This is a genomic window from Roseixanthobacter pseudopolyaromaticivorans (assembly GCF_043195145.2).
In the GTDB taxonomy this organism is placed as follows: Bacteria; Pseudomonadota; Alphaproteobacteria; order Rhizobiales; family Xanthobacteraceae; genus NCEH01.
The window spans coordinates 4,377,068-4,395,551 of sequence record NZ_CM195539.1; the positions used below are offsets into that span (position 1 = coordinate 4,377,068).

Annotated in this window: 14 protein-coding genes; 2 read left to right on the plus strand and 12 right to left on the minus strand. The window is 67.4% G+C overall.

Annotated elements, in window-relative coordinates; all coding sequences use genetic code 11:
* Positions 1-5: 5 nt before the first annotated feature.
* On the minus strand, positions 6-857 hold the full coding sequence (locus V5F68_RS20460; RefSeq protein WP_394015897.1) for a prephenate dehydratase: 852 nt from the start codon (positions 855-857) through the stop codon (positions 6-8).
* Between the two features lie 24 nt (positions 858-881).
* Entirely contained in the window at positions 882-1,643 is a 762-nt protein-coding gene (locus V5F68_RS20465) for a 3-deoxy-manno-octulosonate cytidylyltransferase (RefSeq protein ID WP_394015950.1), read from the minus strand.
* A gap of 191 nt (positions 1,644-1,834) precedes the next feature.
* Between V5F68_RS20465 and V5F68_RS20470 the strand changes: the two genes are divergently transcribed.
* Together V5F68_RS20470 and V5F68_RS20475 are read left to right on the plus strand one after the other, a co-directional pair.
* Entirely contained in the window at positions 1,835-2,437 is a 603-nt protein-coding gene (locus V5F68_RS20470) for a c-type cytochrome (protein ID WP_394015896.1), read from the plus strand.
* Positions 2,438-2,563: 126 nt separating this feature from the next.
* A complete protein-coding gene (locus V5F68_RS20475) occupies positions 2,564-3,934 on the plus strand; it encodes an IS1182 family transposase (RefSeq protein ID WP_394016434.1) in 1,371 nt (456 codons plus the stop codon).
* 150 nt (positions 3,935-4,084) lie between these two features.
* Here V5F68_RS20475 and V5F68_RS20480 read toward each other — a convergent pair whose 3' ends face one another.
* From V5F68_RS20480 to tssM, 10 genes are all read right to left on the minus strand, one after another.
* Positions 4,085-5,647, minus strand: a complete 1,563-nt coding sequence (locus tag V5F68_RS20480; protein WP_394016381.1) for a methyltransferase regulatory domain-containing protein — start codon at positions 5,645-5,647, stop codon at positions 4,085-4,087.
* Between the two features lie 43 nt (positions 5,648-5,690).
* Positions 5,691-6,785 (minus strand): type VI secretion system baseplate subunit TssG, encoded by a 1,095-nt coding sequence (tssG, locus tag V5F68_RS20485; RefSeq protein ID WP_394016380.1) that lies wholly within the window; start codon positions 6,783-6,785, stop codon positions 5,691-5,693.
* Complete coding sequence (gene tssF, locus V5F68_RS20490; protein WP_394016379.1) at positions 6,749-8,578, minus strand: type VI secretion system baseplate subunit TssF; 1,830 nt, start codon at positions 8,576-8,578, stop codon at positions 6,749-6,751. The genes tssG and tssF overlap by 37 nt, the downstream gene beginning before the upstream one ends.
* A complete protein-coding gene (gene tssE / locus V5F68_RS20495; protein WP_394016378.1) occupies positions 8,571-9,035 on the minus strand; it encodes a type VI secretion system baseplate subunit TssE in 465 nt (154 codons plus the stop codon). The genes tssF and tssE overlap by 8 nt, the downstream gene beginning before the upstream one ends.
* Complete coding sequence (locus tag V5F68_RS20500) at positions 9,032-9,862, minus strand: type VI secretion system accessory protein TagJ (RefSeq protein WP_394016377.1); 831 nt, start codon at positions 9,860-9,862, stop codon at positions 9,032-9,034. The genes tssE and V5F68_RS20500 overlap by 4 nt, the downstream gene beginning before the upstream one ends.
* Positions 9,863-9,885: 23 nt before the next feature.
* Entirely contained in the window at positions 9,886-11,484 is a 1,599-nt protein-coding gene (tssC, locus tag V5F68_RS20505) for a type VI secretion system contractile sheath large subunit (RefSeq protein ID WP_394016376.1), read from the minus strand.
* Positions 11,485-11,514: 30 nt separating this feature from the next.
* The gene (tssC, locus tag V5F68_RS20510; protein WP_394016375.1) at positions 11,515-13,011 is read right to left on the minus strand and encodes a type VI secretion system contractile sheath large subunit; all 1,497 of its coding nucleotides are present in this window, start codon (positions 13,009-13,011) and stop codon (positions 11,515-11,517) included.
* A gap of 4 nt (positions 13,012-13,015) precedes the next feature.
* Positions 13,016-13,534, minus strand: coding sequence for a type VI secretion system contractile sheath small subunit (tssB, locus tag V5F68_RS20515; RefSeq protein ID WP_394016374.1), 519 nt, complete (start codon positions 13,532-13,534; stop codon positions 13,016-13,018).
* A 77-nt stretch (positions 13,535-13,611) separates the two neighbouring features.
* Positions 13,612-14,736 (minus strand): type VI secretion system protein TssA, encoded by a 1,125-nt coding sequence (gene tssA, locus V5F68_RS20520; protein WP_394016373.1) that lies wholly within the window; start codon positions 14,734-14,736, stop codon positions 13,612-13,614.
* A 182-nt stretch (positions 14,737-14,918) separates the two neighbouring features.
* Positions 14,919-18,467: a type VI secretion system membrane subunit TssM gene (tssM, locus tag V5F68_RS20525; RefSeq protein WP_394016372.1), complete on the minus strand. Its 3,549-nt coding sequence runs from the start codon at positions 18,465-18,467 to the stop codon at positions 14,919-14,921.
* Positions 18,468-18,484 lie beyond the last annotated feature (17 nt).

An 18,484-nucleotide genomic window follows, 5' to 3' on the forward strand; every position in this document is an offset into this window, starting at 1 on the left:
GATGCCTATTCCGCCCGCACGATGGTGCCGCGGAACGGATGGGCGGGATACACCCCGAGAATGCGCAGCTCGCGCGAGAAGAACGCCAGTTCCTCGAGCGCCAGCTTCACCGGGAGATCGTCCGGGTGGCCCTCCACCTCGGCATAGAATTGGGTGGCCGTGAACTCGCCGTTCATCTGGTACGATTCGAGCTTCGTCATATTGACGCCGTTGGTGGCAAACCCGCCCATGGCCTTGTAGAGCGCCGCCGGCACGTTGCGCACGCGGAACACGAACGAGGTCATCACCGGGCCGTCGTCCGCCCCCGCCCATTCGCCCTCGCGCGCCAGAATCACGAAGCGCGTGGTGTTGTGGCTCTCGTCCTCGATGTTTTCCGCCAGAATCTCCAGCCCATAGAGGTCCGCCGCAAGGCGCGAGGCGATGGCCGCGCGGGTCACATCCCGCGCCTCGGCGATCTCCCGCGCCGAGCCGGCGGTATCGGCGCCGATCACCGCCGTCAGGCCGAGCGTGCGCAACGCCTTGCGGCATTGGCCGAGCGCCATCACATGGCTCTGCGCGGTCTTCAGCGTGGCGAGGGTCGCGCCCTTCACGGCCATCAACTGGTGGGAGAGCGGCAGGAAGAATTCGCCGATGATCTTCAGGCTGGCGCGCGGCAGCAGATGGTGGATGTCCGCCACCCGGCCGGCGACCGTGTTCTCGATCGGGATCATGGCGAGATCGGCGGCACCGCCCTCCACGGCGGCGAAGGCATCCTCGAAGGTGTGGCAGGGCACCACTTCGTAATCGGGATAGGTCTCGCGGCAAGCGATGTGGGAATTGGCGCCCGGCTCGCCCTGAAAAACGATGCGGCGGCTCATGCCTGCGTCCTCATGCCAACGTCCTCATGCGAAATCTCCCGATGTGCGCTCGGCGGCGAGCAGCGCGCGCGCCCGCTCCAGGTGCGCAGGTGTATCCACCCCCAGCGGCACCGCGTCCACCACCGCGACGTCGATGCGCATGCCCGCCTCGATGGCGCGCAATTGCTCCAGCTTCTCGCGCAGTTCCAGGGGCGAGGGCGGCAGCGCCACGAAGCGCGACAGCGCCCCGCGCCGGTAGGCATAGAGGCCAATGTGATGATAATGCGGCCCCGCCCCATAGGGCGCCGTGGCGCGGGTGAAATAGAGCGCCCGCAACAGGCCCGGCGCGAGCGGCGAGCCGACCACCTTGACCACGTTCGGGTCGGTGCGCTCTTCCTCCAGCACGATCTCGGCGGCCAGCGTCGCGATGTCCACGGCCGGATCGGCAAGCGGAGCGAGGGCGCGGGCGATGGTGGCGGGCGCGATGGTGGGCAGGTCGCCCTGCACATTGACCACGATCTGGATCTTGCCGTGCGGGTCGATCCGCGTGAGCGCCTCGTGGATGCGATCGGAGCCGGAGGGATGGTCGGCGCGGGTCATCACCGCCTCGAGGCCGGCCGCGCGGACCGCGTCGGCGATCTCCTGGGTGTCGGTGGCCACGGCGACGCGGCCAATTCCGGCTGCGACCGCTCGCCGCGCCACTTCCACGATCATGCTGCGCCCGCCGACATCGGCGAGCGGCTTGCCGGGCAGGCGGGTGGCCGACATGCGGGCGGGGATCAACACCAGAACTTCCGCTGCGTTCATGATCATGGCAACCTTGGGGCGGGAATGCGCCGCGACCGGCGCGAAACGTGGCATTGGGGCGCGCCTTATACGGGTTGCACGGCGCCAATCAAAGTGATTAGTGTCCGACCGGCTGCGCCTTAATTGGGGCGACGGCCCAAGTTTTTGCCCGGTCGACCGCGAATTTAGAGGCTCCGAGGAGCGAAGCGCCGATGGATAGTTTCGAATTGAACAAAATCGCGGGCGCGCTGCTCGGCACGCTCACGCTGACAATCGGCCTCGGCATCGTTTCCGAAATTCTCTTCGCACCCGAAGCGCCCGCCAAGCCCGGCTATGAAATCGCCGTGCCGGAAGGCCCCGCTGGCGGCAATGTGGCTGAAGCCAAGCCCGCCGAAGTGCCGATTGAGCAGCTGTTCGCCACCGCCTCCATCGAAAAGGGCGCGAACGTCGCCAAGCGCTGCGCCTCGTGCCACAATTTCCAGGAAGGCGCCGGCGCCAAGGTCGGCCCGGATCTCTATGGCGTGGTGGACCGCAAGAAGGCCAGCGTCCCCGGCTTCGCCTATTCGGCCGCCATGCAGGCCAAGGGCGGCGACTGGACCCCGCAGGATCTCAACGCCTTCCTCACCAATCCCAAGGGCTTCGTACCGGGCACCGCCATGGCCTTCGCCGGCATTCCGAAGGAAACCGAGCGCGCGGACCTGATCGCCTATCTCAACTCGCTGGCCCATTCGCCCAAGCCCCTGCCGACGGCCTCCGCCGCGCCGGCGGCCCCGGCGGATGCCAAGCCCGCCGACGCCCCCAAGCCGGCGCACTGACGCGCGGCAAACCTGCCAGCGCCGGTCGCAACCGCGGCGCGGATAACAATAGAAGCCGGCCGCAAGGCCGGCTCAGACCGCTGACAAACCCCTGGCGTGAGCCGGGGGTTTTTGATTGACTGGGACATGCTGCGCCGTCCTGCTCCCGCCCAGACCGCCCTTGAGATCGTGACGCTGGACGAGTTGGTCCCGAAGGATCACCTCCTGAGGCGGATCGATGCGGCGGTGGACTTTACCTTCATCCACGATCTGACGGCGCCGCTCTACTGCGCCGACAATGGCCGGCCGCCGCTCGATCCCACCTTGATGTTCAAGGCGCTGTTCCTCGGTTACCTGTTCGGCATCCGCTCGGAGCGCCAGTTGGTGCGGGAGATCGAGGTGAACGTCGCCTATCGCTGGTTCCTGCGGCTGTCGCTGCGGGAGAAGGTGTTCGACGCCTCGACGCTGTCGCAGAACCGCCGCCGGCGCTATCAGGACGAGCGGGTGGCGCAGGCGATCTTCGACCGCATCGTCGAGCAGGCCATGGGGCTGGGGCTGGTGGAGGGGCGCACGCTCTATACCGATTCCACCCACCTGAAGGCCAGCGCCAACAAGAACCGCCACGACATCGTCCCGGCGGCCAAGTCCCGCGCGGCCTACTGGGCCGAGCTGGACGCGGCGGTGGAAGACGATCGCGCCGCCCATGGCCAGCCGCCTTTGCCGCCCGCCCCGCCGCGCGAACCGCCGGTGAAGCCCACCAAGGTCAGCCGCACCGATCCCGACAGCGGCTACATGGTGCGGGAGGGCAAGCCCAAGGGCTTCTTCTATCTCGACCACCGCACGGTGGACGGTCGGCTCGGCATCATCACCGATAGCTTCGCCACGCCGGCCAATGTGCATGACAGCATCCCCTATCTGGAGCGCCTGGACCGCCAGCGCGCCCGTTTCGGCCTGCCGGTCGCCACCGTCGGCCTGGATGCGGGCTATGCCAGCGCGGCGATCGCCCATGGGCTTGAGGCGCGCGGCATCGCCGGGGTGACGGGCTATCGCACCCCGACCCCGCCGCGGCCAGGCATGATGCGGACCTCCCGCTTCACCTATGAGGCCGGCACCGACAGCTATCGCTGCCCGCAGGGCCAGAGCCTCACCTACGCCACCACCGACCGGACCGGCTATCGCCACTATCGCTCGGATCCGAAGCTGTGCCGCGCCTGCCCGCTGCTGGCCTCCTGCACCAGCAATGCCAAGGCCGAGCGCACCCTCACCCGCCATGTCTGGCAGGACGCCCGCGAGCGGGTGGACGCCCACCGCCTGACCGCCTGGGGCAAGCTCGTCTATGCCCGGCGCAAGGAGACCGTGGAGCGCTCCTTCGCCGATGCCAAGCAGCTCTTCGGCCACCGCTATGCCCGCTTCCGCGGTCTGGTGCGGGTCCAGGTCCAGTGTCTGCTGGCAGCCGCCGCCCAGAACATCAAGAAGATCGCAATCGCCACCGATCCAGCAAAGGCCAACCCAGCCTGACCCCCGCTTCCCCTTCAAAATCCCCCCACGCCCGAGCCAAACCGGCCCGACGCCAACAAAACAAAACCCCGCCGAAAAATCGACGGGGTTTGTCAGCGGTCTGAGCCGGCCGCAAGGCCGGCTTTTTCTTTGCGCGGCGGCCCCGTCCGCTCAGATCGCGCCCATCTGGCGCCAGATGGGCAAGCGGTTTTCAAAGCACCATTGCACGCCCTCGGCGATCGCGGCACGCGCCTCCTCGGCATTCTCCATGCGCTTGCCGTCGCGCATCAGCGGCACGGCACCCGCCGCCATGCAGGCTTCCGCATGGGCCAGCAGCGCCGGCAGCTCTGCCGGAACGCCACTCGCCAGGCCGTCATAAACCAGCGCCTCCATGGTGGTGAGCGTGAGGCCCGAGCCGGTGAGCGGAGCGGACACCACCGCCGTCTTCGCCCGCTTTGCCGCCACTTCGCGCGCCGCCGCGCGGTTGAGTTCAAGGCTGGCCGCGCTGGGGCGCGCCGAAAGGCCGAACGGCACCGGCAGCGCTTGCGCGGTGCCCACCAGAATGCCGGCCAGCTCCACCATGGAGGGGCTGCCCGCCTGCCCGCGCAGCTCCGGCAGGTCCACCAGCTCGCCCAGCGTGCGGGGCCGCTCTGCCAGCGCCTCGAACACCGGGCGATAGAACCGCGCCTCCAGCTGGGCCTTGCCGGCCGGCACATCGAGCGTGGTCTTGGTGTCGGCCAGCGGCACGCTGAGGGCGAGGCCGAACTCGCGCAGCCGCGCGTCGCGCAGCGCGTCCGGCATGCGGCGGGCGCCGCGCACGAAGATGTCGCGGCGGAACGGCCGGTTCGCCAGATAATCCTTCACGCTCTCCCGCAGCGGCCCGGCGGGCACGCTCGCGAGCATCTCCCGCTGCGCCGGATTGAACACGAGATCAGGAAAATTCTCGGTCAGGGTGGCCGACCCCACATAGGTCAGCTTGGCCTCGCCCAGCAGGCGCGCGGTGTCCATGTGGTAGAGCGGCTGCCAATTGGCGTTGAGATATTCGTGGGCGAGATAGACCGCCTTCTCGTCACCCGCATGCTTGGCGGAGCCGGCACGCAGCTGCTCGAACAGGGTCGGCGAGCCGAGCACCCCGGACCCCGCTTTCTGCAGGCTTTCGGCGAAATCCAGCGCGTGCAGCACCTGCACGTCGCTGCGCTCGTGGCTCAGCGCCGCATGCTCCAGCATCAGTCGCTGGAGCGGCAGGATGGCAGTCCAGCCGGGCATGGCATTGTAGCTCAGCGAAACGATGCCGCCCGGCTTCACCCGCCGCGCCAGGAAGGCCGTGATGGCGGCGCGATGCTCCGCGCTCACCCAGGACCACACGCCGTGCAGCGTCACGATGTCGAACGCCGGCAGGTCGGCCTTCTGCGGGTCGAGCATTTCCTCGAAGCTCAGTTCGAGGAAATCCACATTGTCGAGCCCCGCCGCGCGCGCGGCGCCACCCGCCCGGGCGATGTGGGCCGGGTTGAAATCCACCGCCACCACCCGCGCCGGCGGGTTGGACGCGGCGACGACATTGGCGGTCACGCCCTGCCCGCAGCCCAGTTCGCAATAATCGAACGTATCGCCCAGCAGGGGCGGCTCGATGCCATTGATGAGGCAGGCCAGGATCAGATGCCCCGGCGCCTGCTCCACGTACAGGCCGGGAAGATACTCGATGTCGCTGACGTAGCCGGAGGCCCAGGAGGTCATGAGGTGCGCGCTTCAGTTCAGGGAGAGGAACGGGCCGGAAAGATCAGGCGAGCCGGCCGGCGGGGAAGACGGCGTCCGAACGGTCGATGGGGCTCGGCGCGGAAAGCACCCAGGCGGTCTGCCCGAGGCGCGCCGCGCCGGCATCGTGCGAGCCGCTCGCCAAGCGCGCTGCGGGCACCGCATCGGCCTTGATGATGACGTTGATGTCGAAATCGAACTCCAGACCGCAATAGAGCCGCACCAGGTCCACGATGCGGTTGGATTCCGGCCCGCCGGGCAGGAGATCCTGCAGGCCGGTGCCATCCACCGGGCCGATCACCACGCGGAAGCAATCCTGCGCCACCCAGGCGCGCGATCCCAGCATGGCGCTGGAATCGAGCCGACAGTGCAGGCCCTCCGGCGCGCCGGGAAACGGCAGGCGCGTCTGTTCGGAAGGTGCGACCGAGAGCCAGCCGCCGACGAAGGAGACGATCGAGACCGGATGCGCCAGTTCGTTCACCAGCAGCGCCTCGAGCCCGGACATGGGCCGCGCCTCGCTGGAGAACAGGCCGGCATGATGCAGCACCACGTCGTCCGCCACCGCGAGGCAATCGTGCAGCGCCGGCGGGCTGAGGCCCACCAGGGCGCGCAGGGCGATGGTGAAGGGGTCGGGCGCCTTGGGGGTGCGCTGCTCGTGGGAGGCGGCGAGCCGGTACTTGGTTGAGGCACGATAGAATTGGGTCACCGCCCGGTGCTGGAAGATGTCCAGGAAGGCGGCGAAGGCGGGGTTCTTCTCGTGCAGGCTCTGGGTTGCGAGATTGGTGTAGCCATATGGCATCACGCCCAACGGCCCGATGAGGCCGAACAGGGCCACGGTGAGCTGCACCGGCCCCTCGCCCTGCGGGGCGACCGCGCGGGTGATGGTGGCGGTGGGATATTTGAGCGAAGGCTCGGAAACGAAGCGCACCGCGTCCAGATGCACGTCGCGCTCGTCGCCGAAGGCGGACGACCAACTGCCGCGCTGATCGTGCCGCGGCCCTTGCTTGTCGCGCCACCGCCGCTCCAGCACGCGCACCGCCTGGATCAGATCGAAGCTCTCCGGCGTGGCGATGAGCTGCTCGATTACAGTAGCGGACGGTATCCGGCGCGAGCGGGCCATGTGCACAGGGTTCCTGACTGTCCCTTGATCGTGGCGGTCAGCCGCGTGAAGGAATTGATGGAGGCATAGAGCCCGAAGAACTGGTCCAGCACCATGGCGAACAGGAACATGGAGCTGCCGCTGAAATTGGCGGGATCGAACTCGATGCCGATGTCGATGCCGCGGCAGATGGCGTCGCCCCAGGCCACGTCCCCCGGCCGCACCGGCGCGCGCGCCGTGCCGCGCTGGGCGGTCAGCTCCACGATTCCGTCGATCAGGCGGTAGCTCTCGGCGGAATCGCGGAAATCGTAGAGTCGCAGGATCTCCTTCAGCGCCTCAAGGCCGTGCGCGCCGGAAATCGAGAGATGGTTGAGCAGCAGGTGCGACACCAGCTGCCAGCGATGCCCCTGCCCCGGTCCGAGGCGCAGCGTGCGCGTGGGGGGCGAAATGCAGCTGATCTCGCCCACCGTGCCGATGCCGTGCACCGGCTTGAGATAGGGATGGCCGCCGCCATAGGGCAGCTTGGAGGGCAGATCGCGGTTGAGGCACAAGGTTTCCAGCGAGATCACCCAATCCTGCTGGCCGGTCGGGTCGCGATCGAGATCCACGAAGGAGAGGAACACTTCCGTGCCGGGATCGCGCCCGCCCGCGGGGCGGCGGGAGGCGGCCCAATAGGCCGGCGCGTTCACCTCGTGGCCGGCGCGGCGGCGGGCATAGAACGGCAGCACCGGCCGCTGCTCGCCATCGGCGTCGGTGCCGACGACGGAGAGGACCGAATGCACCTCCAGCACGCCCTGCCGGCGGGCATCGGGAATGACGCGGTGCTCGTAGCGGTTCTGCGAGAGCACCATTGGCTCCGCACGCTGGGGGAACAGATTGATGATGGGGGTGCAGCCGAGCGCGAACAGCTCCCGCGAGACCGTGCGCTCCAGCGTCACGTCGGTGCGGTCGAAATAGAAGAACACGTCCATGGCCGCGCCGGCCTCGCGCAGCACCTTGGCCGAGAGGTCGATGTCAAAGAACAGGAACTTCTCGGGGAAGACGAAGAATTCGGTGAGCAGGCGATAGGCGTGCTGCGACTGCGGAGGATAGGGCAGCATGTTGTCTTCGGCGGCGAACCCCACGGGCGAGACCGCGCTCGGCGGCAGGATCACCGGGTTCTGGTCGCCCACCCCGTCCGCCAGGGCGATGGAGACGGTGTTGTTCAGGATGAATTGCTGGAGCGTGTAGACCTGATGCGGCTGGCCGCGCAGATACACCCGCAGCTTGTCGGGCTGGAGCTGGGTGAAGGTGACGCCGGGCGTGGTGCAGGCGAGCGAGAGGCGCAGCACCGCCGCCGCACCCTCGGCGGCGGGATTGGGCGGCGCCACCAGCGGGCGCCCGGTCATGGAGGCATCTGACAGCACGATCGGCCAGAGCGTCACGGGATAGCGGGTGCGGAAGCGGCAGACCTCGCCCTGCACCGCCTCCGATTCCAGCTCGGTGTCGGCCGGAATGAGCTGCGGCCCGGTCATCTCCGCCTTGGGCTGGAACTGCACCGTCGCCATGGAGGGGATGGGCGCGAGATAATGCGGGTAGAGCACCTCCAGCAGCGCATTCACCAGCTCGGGAAATTCATCGTCGAGCTTGCGGCCGATGCGGGCGTTGAGGAAGGCGACACCCTCCATCAGGCGCGCCACGTGGGGATCGTCGATGGCGTCGCCCGACAGGCGCAGATGGCCCGCGATCTTGGGATTGGCGCTGGCGAATTCGCTCGCCATCTGCCGCAGATAGGCGATCTCGCGGTTGTAATAGGACAGAAGATCGTCAGTCACTGCGGGCACTCGTGAGGGAAACGGTATTGCCGAGCGGGTCGATGAGCGTATCGAAGATCATCGGCTCGGGCGACGGCTCGATCATGATCTCCGCCTCGATGCGCATGCGCAGCGAGCGGTCGCTGGAATCCACGTTGGGCACCGCGCTGACGCGCATGTTCGCCAGCCGCGGCTCCCATTGCCGGATGATCTCGCCGATCTCATCCACCACCTGCGCGCGCCGCTGCTCCGTGGAGAGATTGACGGTGGATAGGCACATGACACCGAAATTGACCAGCGAGGTGTCAAGCTCGGTCAGATCCGCCGCCCAGCCGATCACGCGCCGGTCGGTATTGAGCAATTCCTCCAGGTCGCGCCGCAGCCCGTCGCGGAACGCGGCCACGGTGGGCCGGTCCGTGTCGAGCAGCCGGTCCACCAGCGACAGGCCGAGCGGGGCGAGTTGCTCCGGGCGCCTCATGCGGCGGGGGCCTCCTGCTGCGCGGAGACCGCCGAGGTGAAGGCGAGCGCGCGCAGATCGAGAATCGAGACGCTGTCCTCCCCCGTCAGGAAGCAGCGCAGGCCCTGGCCGGTAACGAAGCCGGTGCTGTCCTCGATCCAGTCGGTGGCGCGGCCGAGCCGCAGCGCCTCGCGCACCTCGCCGGAGAGCACCGGATAGGTGGCGGGAACCACCACTTCGCCTTCCGGCCCGCCGCGCACGCTCATCTGAACCGTGCGCCAGGCGCAGTCGAGCGGACGGCTCGGCGCCGTGAACACCGCCTCGTCCACCTGCTCCAAGGGAATCCAGAAATATTTGCCGGTCACGGTCATCACTTCGAAGATGCCGGCGGTGAGATCGTCGAGATCGCGGAAATCCTCGAACGGCACGCCGTTGTGGGTGCCGCCGACCACGGGGCGGGTTTCCTCCGCGCGGGCGAGGCATGCGGCGGCGGCCTCGGCGCGGCCCTCGCGCAGGTGCATCAGGGCTTCGAGGCGCAGCGTGACGTGTTCCGGCGGGGTGCCGGCGAATTCCGGCAGGCGGCCTTCGGTCCACACCTGGCGGCGCGCCATGTCGGCGCGCACGAGCTGGCGCAGCGCCGCGACGCGCACGGCGGTGGTGGGGTCCTGGGTGGCGATGGCGTCGAACTGGCGTTCCGCCCGCTCCAGATCGCCGGCGACGCACAGCAGCTCGGCCAGCAGGCTGCGCCGCTGGATGTCCTGCGGGGCGGCCTTCACCTCCGCACTGCCCGCGGCGATGGCGTCGCTCAGACGGCCGGCTTCGAAAATCTTCAGCGCGGAATCGGTCATGGGAGAGTCTCCTGGACGTCGGTTCAGCCGGTGCGCGACGCGGCGATGGCCACGTCCGTTACGAGCTTGAAGGTGGTGAAGATCTGGTCGAGCTGGAAATGCGGGCGCAGGTGCATGACGCAAGCAAACGTGCCGGGGCGGCTCGGCACCGCCTTCACCTCGACACTCGCCTCGCGCAGCGGGAAACGGGCCTTCATGTCGGGGCCGGCATCGTCATTGCCGAGGCAATAGGAGTGCAGCCACGTCTGCAGGTCGCGCTCGCACGCCTCCGCATTGACGTAGGCGCCGATCCGATCGCGGATCTTCACCTTGGCATAATGGGCGAAGCGCGAGACGCACAGGATGTAGCGCAGCATGGCAGAGAGGCGCGCATTCACATTCGCCGCCGAATGCCCACCCGCCGGCACCTTCTGGATCGATGGGCTGGAATGGAACACCAGATAGGGCGTGTCCTTGCAGACGTTCACCGTCATGAAGCCCATCTGCCAGAGATCGACCTCGGTCTGGTTGGCGATGGCCAGCTCGCTGCCGAAGCGATCCACCACTCCCGGCGTATCGGTTTCCGCGCTCGGCGCCTGGATGCCGGTGACGAGGCCGTGGTCGATCTCGTCGCGCCGCGTGCCGCAGATGTCGGCGAACCAGCCGTGCAGGTCGAAGGCGCGGATCAGGACTTCGCCGAAGGGATAGACCGCGCTGCCCCAGCACATGTCCTCCTCCGTGAGGCCGCGCAGGTCCTCGCGATAGCGGAAGCCGACGCCGCTGACGCCGTCCTGGGTATAGGGCTTGCGCATCAGCACGCGCGGCAGCACCAGCCCGAGGAAGCGCACGTCGTCGGTGCCGCGCAGCCGTTCGAAGCGGGCATATTCCGCCCCGCGATACAATCCGCTCAAGCTCGGCAGATGGCTCAGCTCGGAAAAGCTGTCGAGGCCGAGCATGCGTGGGGAGGCGCCGAGGATGGCCGGGGCGAAGGCCGCGGCGGCGACCCCTGCCAGGCCTGCGAGGCCCGCGATGTCGTCGGTGGGATGATCGATGGTCGGGCGATGCTGCACCTGATAGTCGCACAGCAGCACGCCGTAGGGCAGCCCGCCGGGCATGCCGAATTCTTCGTTATAGACCTTGCCGAACAGATGACTCTGGTCGAAGTCCGAGGCGCGGTCGAAATCGGCGCACACCTCGCTCCAGGACACGTTGAGCACCCGTACCACCACCTTCTGGGCCGAGGCGGCGCAGGTGGTGAGATAGGACAGCCCCCGCCAGGACGCCTCCAGCGCGCGGAAGCGCTCGTTGTGCAGCACCGCATTCAGCTGGTCGGTGAGCAATTCGTCGAGGAAGGCGATGTCGCGGTCGATCAGGCCCGCAAGCGCCGTGCCCTTGGGCATCTGCGCCAGATCCGCGCCGAACCAGGCGATCAGCGCGCGTAGCGGATCGTCTTCCGCGAGAAAGGCGGTCAGGCGCGCGTCATCGGCGCGGCCGAGCGCCATGTCGATGGCGTGCCGGCGCAGCGGCGGCGGCAACGGAGCCAGCAGGTCGAGGTCCGAAGAGCGGACCGCGCCCGGCATGGGGCCGGGCCCGGAAGGCGATGCCTCCGGGCCCGGGTGCGGCTGGTCCACCAGGGAGTCCAAACGGGTGTCCTCCCGTGGCGCTCAATCCGATCAGGACGCGGTCGGGATGCGGGCCACCATGCGCAGCGAGGTGGTCAGCTCTTCCATCTGCAGCCACGGGCGCAGCCAGGCGACCGCGTTGTAGGACCCGGGCTTGCCGGGGATCTCGCGCACTTCGACCTTGGCCTCGGCGAGCGGATACTTGGCCTTCATGTCCTGGCCGGCATCGGGATTGCCATTGACATAGTTGATGATCCAGCGGTTCAGCCACTTCTCGCAATCGCTGGCTTCCATGAAGGAGCCGACCTTGTCGCGACCCATGATCTTCAGATAATGGGCGAAGCGCGAGGTGGCCATCATGTAAGGCAGGCGCGCCGAGATCGCGGCATTGGCCGTTGCCTCGGGGCGGTCGTACTTCTTGGGCTTCTGCGCCGTCTGCGCACCGAAGAACACGGCATAGTCCGTGCCCTTGTAATGGCAGAGCGGCAGGAAGCCGAGCTTGGAGAGTTCGGCCTCGCGGCGATCGGTGATGCCGATTTCCGTCGGGCACTGCTGGTCGCTGTCGCCGTCGTCGGAGACGAACACGTGGCTCGGCAGGTTCTCCACCTTGCCGCCGCCCTCGGCGCCGCGGATGGCGGTGCACCAGCCGTGCTGCGCGAACGCATCGGTGAGGCGCACGCCCAGCACATAGGCCGAGTTCATCCAGGTGTAGTCGGAATGGTGCATGGCGCGCGGCACGCCATTGACGATCGGCGCCTCCTCATAATCGAACGCTTCCACCGGCTTGGTGTCGGCGCCGTAGGGCAGGCGGGCGAGAGTGCGCGGCAGGGTCAGCGTGAGGAAGCGGGAATCCTCGCTGTCGCGGAACGAGCGCCACTTGGCGTATTCGATCGAGTCGAAGATCTTCTCGAGGTCACGCGGCTTGGACAGCTCGGTATAGTCGTCGAAGCCGAACAGCTTGGGGCTGGCGGCGGCGATGAACGGAGCGAAGGCGGCCGCGGCCACCGAGGACATCTGCGTCATCAGCTCGATGTCGTCGGGATGGTTGGTGAATTCGTAATCGCCGATGAGCGCGCCATAGGGCTCGCCGCCGGGGCTGCCGAACTCGGTCTCATAGATCTTCTTGAAGATCGTGCTCTGGTCGAACTCGGACGATTTGGTGAGGCTCTTGTAGAGCTCTTTCTTGGTGCAGTTCATGACGCGGATCTTCATGCCCGCGCCGGTTTCCGAGTTCATCACCAGATAGTTCAGGCCGCGCCACGTGCCTTCCAGCTTCTGGAAGTCGGGGTGATGCATGATGGCGTTGAGCTGGGTCGAGATCTTCGCGTCAATGCCCTGGATGGCATTGTTGATGGTCTGCGACAGGTTCTTGGAATAGGTGACCGTGCCGGACAGCGCTTCGCGGGTGAAGGTGCGCAGCAGTTCGGCGGTGCGGTCGGGATCGGTCTGCTTGGTGGCGGCGATCGCCTGGTCGAGGAAGGACAGCGCGCCGGCTTCGGCGACGGCACCTTCCGGGGCAGCGCCCTCTTGGGTCTGAACGTCGGCCATGGTCTCAGCCTTCCTTCTTTTCGGTTTCGGTCTCGAGCCCGAGCTGGCTGCTCAGCGTCTTCAGATCTTCTTCCTTGGTCAGGATCTGCTCAAGGAGGCTTTCGAGATTTTCCGAGCGGTCGGCCTTGGAAAGCAGGTCGCGCAGCTGGTCGCGCGCTTCCATCAGCTTGCGCAGGGGTTCCACGCGCTGCACCACGGAGGCGGGGTCGAAATCGTCCATGGACTTGAAGCCCAGCTCGACCAGCATCTGGCTGCCGTCGTCGGCCAGGGTGTTGTCCACTTTCAGCTTCAGGCCGGGGGTCATGCGCGCCAGGATCTGGTCGAAATTGTCCCGGTCGATCTGGATGAACTTGCGATCGTTGAGCGGCTTCAGCGGCTCGGTGGGATCGCCCGAGAAATCGCCGAGCACGCCGACAACGAAGGGCAGTTCCTTCTGGACGACCGCGCCTTCGGTCTCGACATCGTAGGTGATGTGGACACGCGGCTTGCGCACGCGGTTTAGCTTTTCGTGAATGCTGGGCATCGCGCTTCAACCCCTTGTTATCGGCTACGCATTTTAGCGTTACGTTCTCCGACATCCGGCGCGGCGGCCGGATGCGGTCAACTCTCCACTTCCGGTGCCTTCAAGCCGGAGGCGATGTAGAAATACCGCCGGGCATCGTGGTCGATGATCAGCTCGTCCAGAAGCTGGGCAAGGGGCATGCGCCCGCGCCGCACGATCTCCTCCAGCGTGTAGGAGATGGGCGAATGCGGCTCATGCTCGCGGAAATAGGCGGCGATGCGCAGGATCTGGCGCAACGCGTCCTCGCGGTTCGAGGGCGCGCCGAATGCAGCCGTGCCGCTGCCGCCCGGGGCGGCGCCGGCGGCGCCCTCCCCCGCAGCTCCGTCGGGCTGGGAGGTGTGCATTTCGCTCTGCTGAGCGGCCTCCGCGAGCTTGTCGGCGGCGAACATCTTGACCGCGTCGAGCACGCCGGTCAGTACGCCGCGAATGGTGCCGGCGGGCGGGGCGTCGCGGCCCACATGGGCGCCGAACGCATCGGACAGTTCGTTCAGGGCCTCCAGGCAGCCTTCGAGCTCCGCCACGAGGGTGGAATAGAAGGAGGCCGGCGTCGCCTGCGCGGAGGCGGTAAAGGCCTCCAGCGTGAGCCCGCCCGCCGCCAGCCGCGCATCGCGCTTGGCCTGGTCGGCGATATGGACGATGTCGTTGGCCTGCTCATATTGCCAGAAGGCATAGGCCGGATCGCTGGCGGTGATCGCCAGCTTGCGCAGCGGCTGGATCAGCGTGCCCTGCCCGTCCACGCCGTTGAGGCCGATGAAGGGGGCGAGGCGCGCCTCGTTGCCGTCCTCGTCGGGCATGGGATGGATGCCGTCCCAGAACCTGCCAACCAGCCCGGCCGCCACCTTGAGGCCGGTATAGAGTCCGGCATAGCCGTCGACCCGCACCATGCCCTCGATCATCCAGGCCATGACCTCGAGATCCTTGCCCTCCTGGGCCAGGATCTCGCCGGAGAGATCGACCACGTCGCTCCATTCCTGCAGGGGCGGTGCGCCGTCGTTGTCGACATCGTTCGCGCGCTCGGCGCGCCGGGCCGTGGCGCGGGCGTCCTTCACGCGCAGATAGCGGGAGGTCACGGAAATATCGGCGCGCGGATCGGTGCCGCAAGGCGCCTCCTCGCTGATGGGCTGAAGCAGAACTTCAGGATCGAAGGTGGTTGCGATGGCCATGGGTTACCGAGCGTGCCCTAGATGCGCTGCACCCGATTGTCGATGCGTGCGCGCGCCGCGCCGTCGCATCGGGCAATACGCTATCGGATGTGTCGGCCGGAAGCTAGGCCGCAGACCAAAACACCATTGTGACAGCGCAATATTTGTTTGCTGGATCAATTGGACACCGGAAATGACGTTCATCACGGCACCAGCGAAGGCAGGCACTTGAAACCCGTCATCGGGTTCTGCCGGAAAGGATTGTTCACGCTTGCCGCATCCAGCGTGAAGCCGGCCGAGCGCGGGCCGAGGTTCACGTTGAACGAGAAGCGGTTCGCGGTGATGCGCGTGAGGCCGCGCGCGTTCAGGAAGCGGAACAGCGCCCAGGGCCCGTTGACGGTGACCGAAGAGGGCTGGCCGCTTTCCTGCGCGCCGAACTCCACGCGCATGATGCCGGTGGCGCCGGGCCATTTCACCGCCAGCGCCTGCGGCGGCCCGTATTGATAGATGATCGACTGGCCGTCGATCTCCAGCTTCACGCGCATGGCGCCGGGATCGAGGCGGGTCGGCGTGACGTCGAAATTGAGCTGCGGCGCGGTGGCGCCAGCGGGGAAGAACATGGCGCGGATGCGCGCCGCCTGCTCGAAATAACCGAGCGCGGCGACCGTGATGTCGGGCCGCGCGCTGGCGTTGGACAGAAGTTTCCACGGCGCGATGCTGGTATCCACGAACGGCTTCAGCTGCTTGTCGAAGAATTGCTCCAGCAGGCCGCCGGGCGCGAACATGCGGGTGAAGTCCGGCAGGGTCGCCTCGTTCTGCGAATTCTCGAACGGATAGCGCCCGTTGATGGCCACCTGGCAGAACGGCAGCACCTGCGCCTTCCAGGCGGCGTTCATGTCCTCGCGCACGCCCGCATTGGTGATGGTCGAGGTCTGCCGCACCAGGGCCATGATGGATTCCGCCAGCGCCGGCGGCGCGGTCAGCGTGCTCATCTTCAACTGACCGAGGATCTGCGCGAAGGCGGGCCCGGAGGTGAGCTCGGTCACCTGCGAGGGGCTGGCATCGCCCGCGCTGGCGGCGGGGCCGATGGCCATGCGCAGCTGCGTCAGGGCCTTCACCACGTCGTCGATCGGGCTCGGCGTGCCGGCCACGAATTTCTGCAGCCCGGCGAAGCGGTCGGTCACCGGTTGGCCAGGAGAGGGCCCGCCGCCCAGCAGGCTTTCCAGTTCCGCCTTGGCGGCGGAGGCATTCTGTACCGTGGTCGGCTTGGCGGGCGGGGCAAGCGTGGTCTGCTGCGCCACCGCGGTCAGATACATCTTCAGCGGCGACGGCGGGCCGATCAGCGCCTGCAGCACCGCCATTTCCTGCTGAAGCGTGCTGAAGGGCGCGATGGTCACGTCGCTCAGCAAGTCTTCCCATTGGGCGGTGTAATCGCTGGTATAAAGCGACAGCATGTCCTTCTTCAGCTGGTCCGTGCGCACCAGAGCGGGGGTATTGGGATTGGCGGGCGTGCGCACCCAATCCTCGCGCACCAGGGCTTCCGCGACCTTTGAGATGGCGGGCAGCACGATGGTGAAGAAATTGGCCGCCGTGTACATGCCCGCGATGCCGTCGGAGAGCGACTTGCCGGAGCGGCGTACCAGCGCATAGGACGCGAGCGGCCCCGCCGCTTCCGCGAGGGTCCACGGGGTCAGGTCCTTCACTTCCGGCAGGTCTTCCAGGATCGCGAGGCCGCGTTCGGCGGCGGGATACTGGTTCAGCACCACGCGGGCGCGGGCCACGAGATTGGCGTTCAGATCGAGCTTGGGAAAGCCGGCCTGCAGCAGATTGGTCAGCTGGGTGACCAGCGCAGCGCGTAGCGGCGCCTGGGCCGGGCCGGGATAGGCGGTGGCCCAGTCCTGCCGCATCCAGGCGATCACCAGGTCCTTGTCGATGGGCGAAACGCCGCCGAACATCAGATAGACCATCAGCGCCCCGTAGAGTGCGCTGGGCTTGTGCATGTTGGCATCGATCTGCCGTTGCAGGCGCAGATCGAGGCGCGGCAGAAACAGGGTTTCCAGCGCGTCGGTATATTCCGAGCGGGTCGCCGCCGCGAGACGCGGCGTCTGGCTGAGCCCGGCGGTCAGGCGCAGCGGCACGGGCTGGTTGCGCTCGTTCCACCCGGTCGGCATGGCCGCGAGGGTGGTAAGGGCGGGGATGGTGGCCGAGAGGTCCCCGTCATCGCCCGGCTTGACGCCGGTGCTGTTGCTGAACGGTGCGATCACCACCTTCGCTTGGTGGGCCGCCCGGTCCACCCGCTCGATCAATTCGCGATTGCCGAAGAAGCTGGTGGCCCACCACACCGCGATGCCGGCGGCAAAACAGGTGGCGAGCGCGGTCACTCCCCACAGCATGCGCTTCTGGCGCCGCTTCAGCTCGGCATCCACGCCCACCAGCCCCGCCTCGCCGAAGATCACTTTTTCCAGCGCGTCATGGATGAAGAAACCCGTGCGGCGGCGCTCCACCACCGCGGTCCCGCCTTCCGGACGCTCCTGCGGGATCAGGCGGTAGGGGCTCTCGCTCGCGGCATCCTCGGCATCGGCGCTGGTCAGGTACAGGCCGCGCAGCAGCAGCGGGCGGTCGTATCCGCTGGGCTTGAACATATCTTCCAGCAGATCGCAGATCGCCGGCTTCAGCGCCGCCAGATAGGGCAGGAACATGAAGGTGTCGAAGCGCCGTTCCGTGTCCGCCTCGGTGTTCACCCGGTTCAGCACGCGCGGCAACTGCCATTGCAGCAGGTTGTCGTATTCGCGGTTGAGGAAGGCGAACATGGTCTCGCCGTCGGCGGTGAGGCCGTTCTCGTCGCACAGCGGGAAGGTGAGGCCGAACACGCGGTTGCGCTCTTCCGCGGTGATGCCGTCGAAGAACGCATGGAAGCCGGGAATGCGGTCCGCTTTGGTGATGACCACATAGATGGGAAAGCGGACCTTGAGCTTCGTCTGCAATCCCACCAATTGCTGGCGGATGTCGGCGCCATGGGTCAGGCGCTCGGTCTCGCTCCAATTCTCCAGATCTTCCAGGCTGAGGGTCAGGATGACGCCGTTGATCGGCTGGCGGGGGCGATGCTTCTTCAGCAGGCCGATGAAATTGTTCCACACCTGCCGGTCGCTGCCGGAGGCAACCCCGTCGCCGCGAAACGGCCCCTGGGTATCCACCAGCACGGCGGCGTCGCTAAAGAAAAAGGCGCAGCTGTTGCCGGCCGCGATCTGCCCGCCTGCCCCGTCGCGGCGGTCGGTCACCGGAAAGCGCAGGCCCGAGCGGCGGATCAGCGAGGTCTTGCCGGCTCCGGCGGTCCCGGTCACGAGATACCAGGGCAGCTGGTAGGCGTAGGAGCGGCCCCAGCGATGGGACAGGCGCATGCGGCGCAAGACGCCGAGGGCGCGTTGCATGCCGTCAGCCATGGCGCTCGTCTGCGCTTCGACCTGCTCGTCATGGGCGGGCACGACGCCCGCGGGGATGATGCCCTTCTTGTCCTGCGGCGCCCCGGCTGCGGCGGGCGCGGGCGGATGCTGCCGCCAGCTCAGGACGATCAGCACGCAGATCAGCACCAGCACCAACACCGCCAGCACGCGCGGCGTCGCATCGGCCAGCGGGGCATCCCCGCCGATGCTGAGCAGCGGGCCAAGGAACCAGATGGCCGCAGCGACCAGGGCGGCCACCACGATCAGCACCACCCAGCGCCAGAACGCGCGCGATGTCAGCATTTTCACCATGGATCTTGTCGCCTCAC

Excerpts from the sequence above, each read along its gene's own strand:
- V5F68_RS20460 (WP_394015897.1), bottom strand. The coding sequence starts at position 857 with ATGAGCCGCCGCATCGTTTTTCAGGGCGAGCCGGGCGCCAATTCCCAC.
- tssA (WP_394016373.1), bottom strand. The coding sequence starts at position 14,736 with ATGGCCATCGCAACCACCTTCGATCCTGAAGTTCTGCTTCAGCCCATC.
- V5F68_RS20470 (WP_394015896.1), top strand. The coding sequence starts at position 1,835 with ATGGATAGTTTCGAATTGAACAAAATCGCGGGCGCGCTGCTCGGCACG.
- V5F68_RS20475 (WP_394016434.1), top strand. The coding sequence starts at position 2,564 with ATGCTGCGCCGTCCTGCTCCCGCCCAGACCGCCCTTGAGATCGTGACG.
- tssE (WP_394016378.1), bottom strand. The coding sequence starts at position 9,035 with ATGAGGCGCCCGGAGCAACTCGCCCCGCTCGGCCTGTCGCTGGTGGAC.
- tssM (WP_394016372.1), bottom strand. The coding sequence starts at position 18,467 with ATGGTGAAAATGCTGACATCGCGCGCGTTCTGGCGCTGGGTGGTGCTG.
- V5F68_RS20480 (WP_394016381.1), bottom strand. The coding sequence starts at position 5,647 with ATGACCTCCTGGGCCTCCGGCTACGTCAGCGACATCGAGTATCTTCCC.
- tssC (WP_394016375.1), bottom strand. The coding sequence starts at position 13,011 with ATGGCCGACGTTCAGACCCAAGAGGGCGCTGCCCCGGAAGGTGCCGTC.
- tssB (WP_394016374.1), bottom strand. The coding sequence starts at position 13,534 with ATGCCCAGCATTCACGAAAAGCTAAACCGCGTGCGCAAGCCGCGTGTC.
- V5F68_RS20465 (WP_394015950.1), bottom strand. The coding sequence starts at position 1,643 with ATGAACGCAGCGGAAGTTCTGGTGTTGATCCCCGCCCGCATGTCGGCC.
- tssG (WP_394016380.1), bottom strand. The coding sequence starts at position 6,785 with ATGGCCCGCTCGCGCCGGATACCGTCCGCTACTGTAATCGAGCAGCTC.
- V5F68_RS20500 (WP_394016377.1), bottom strand. The coding sequence starts at position 9,862 with ATGACCGATTCCGCGCTGAAGATTTTCGAAGCCGGCCGTCTGAGCGAC.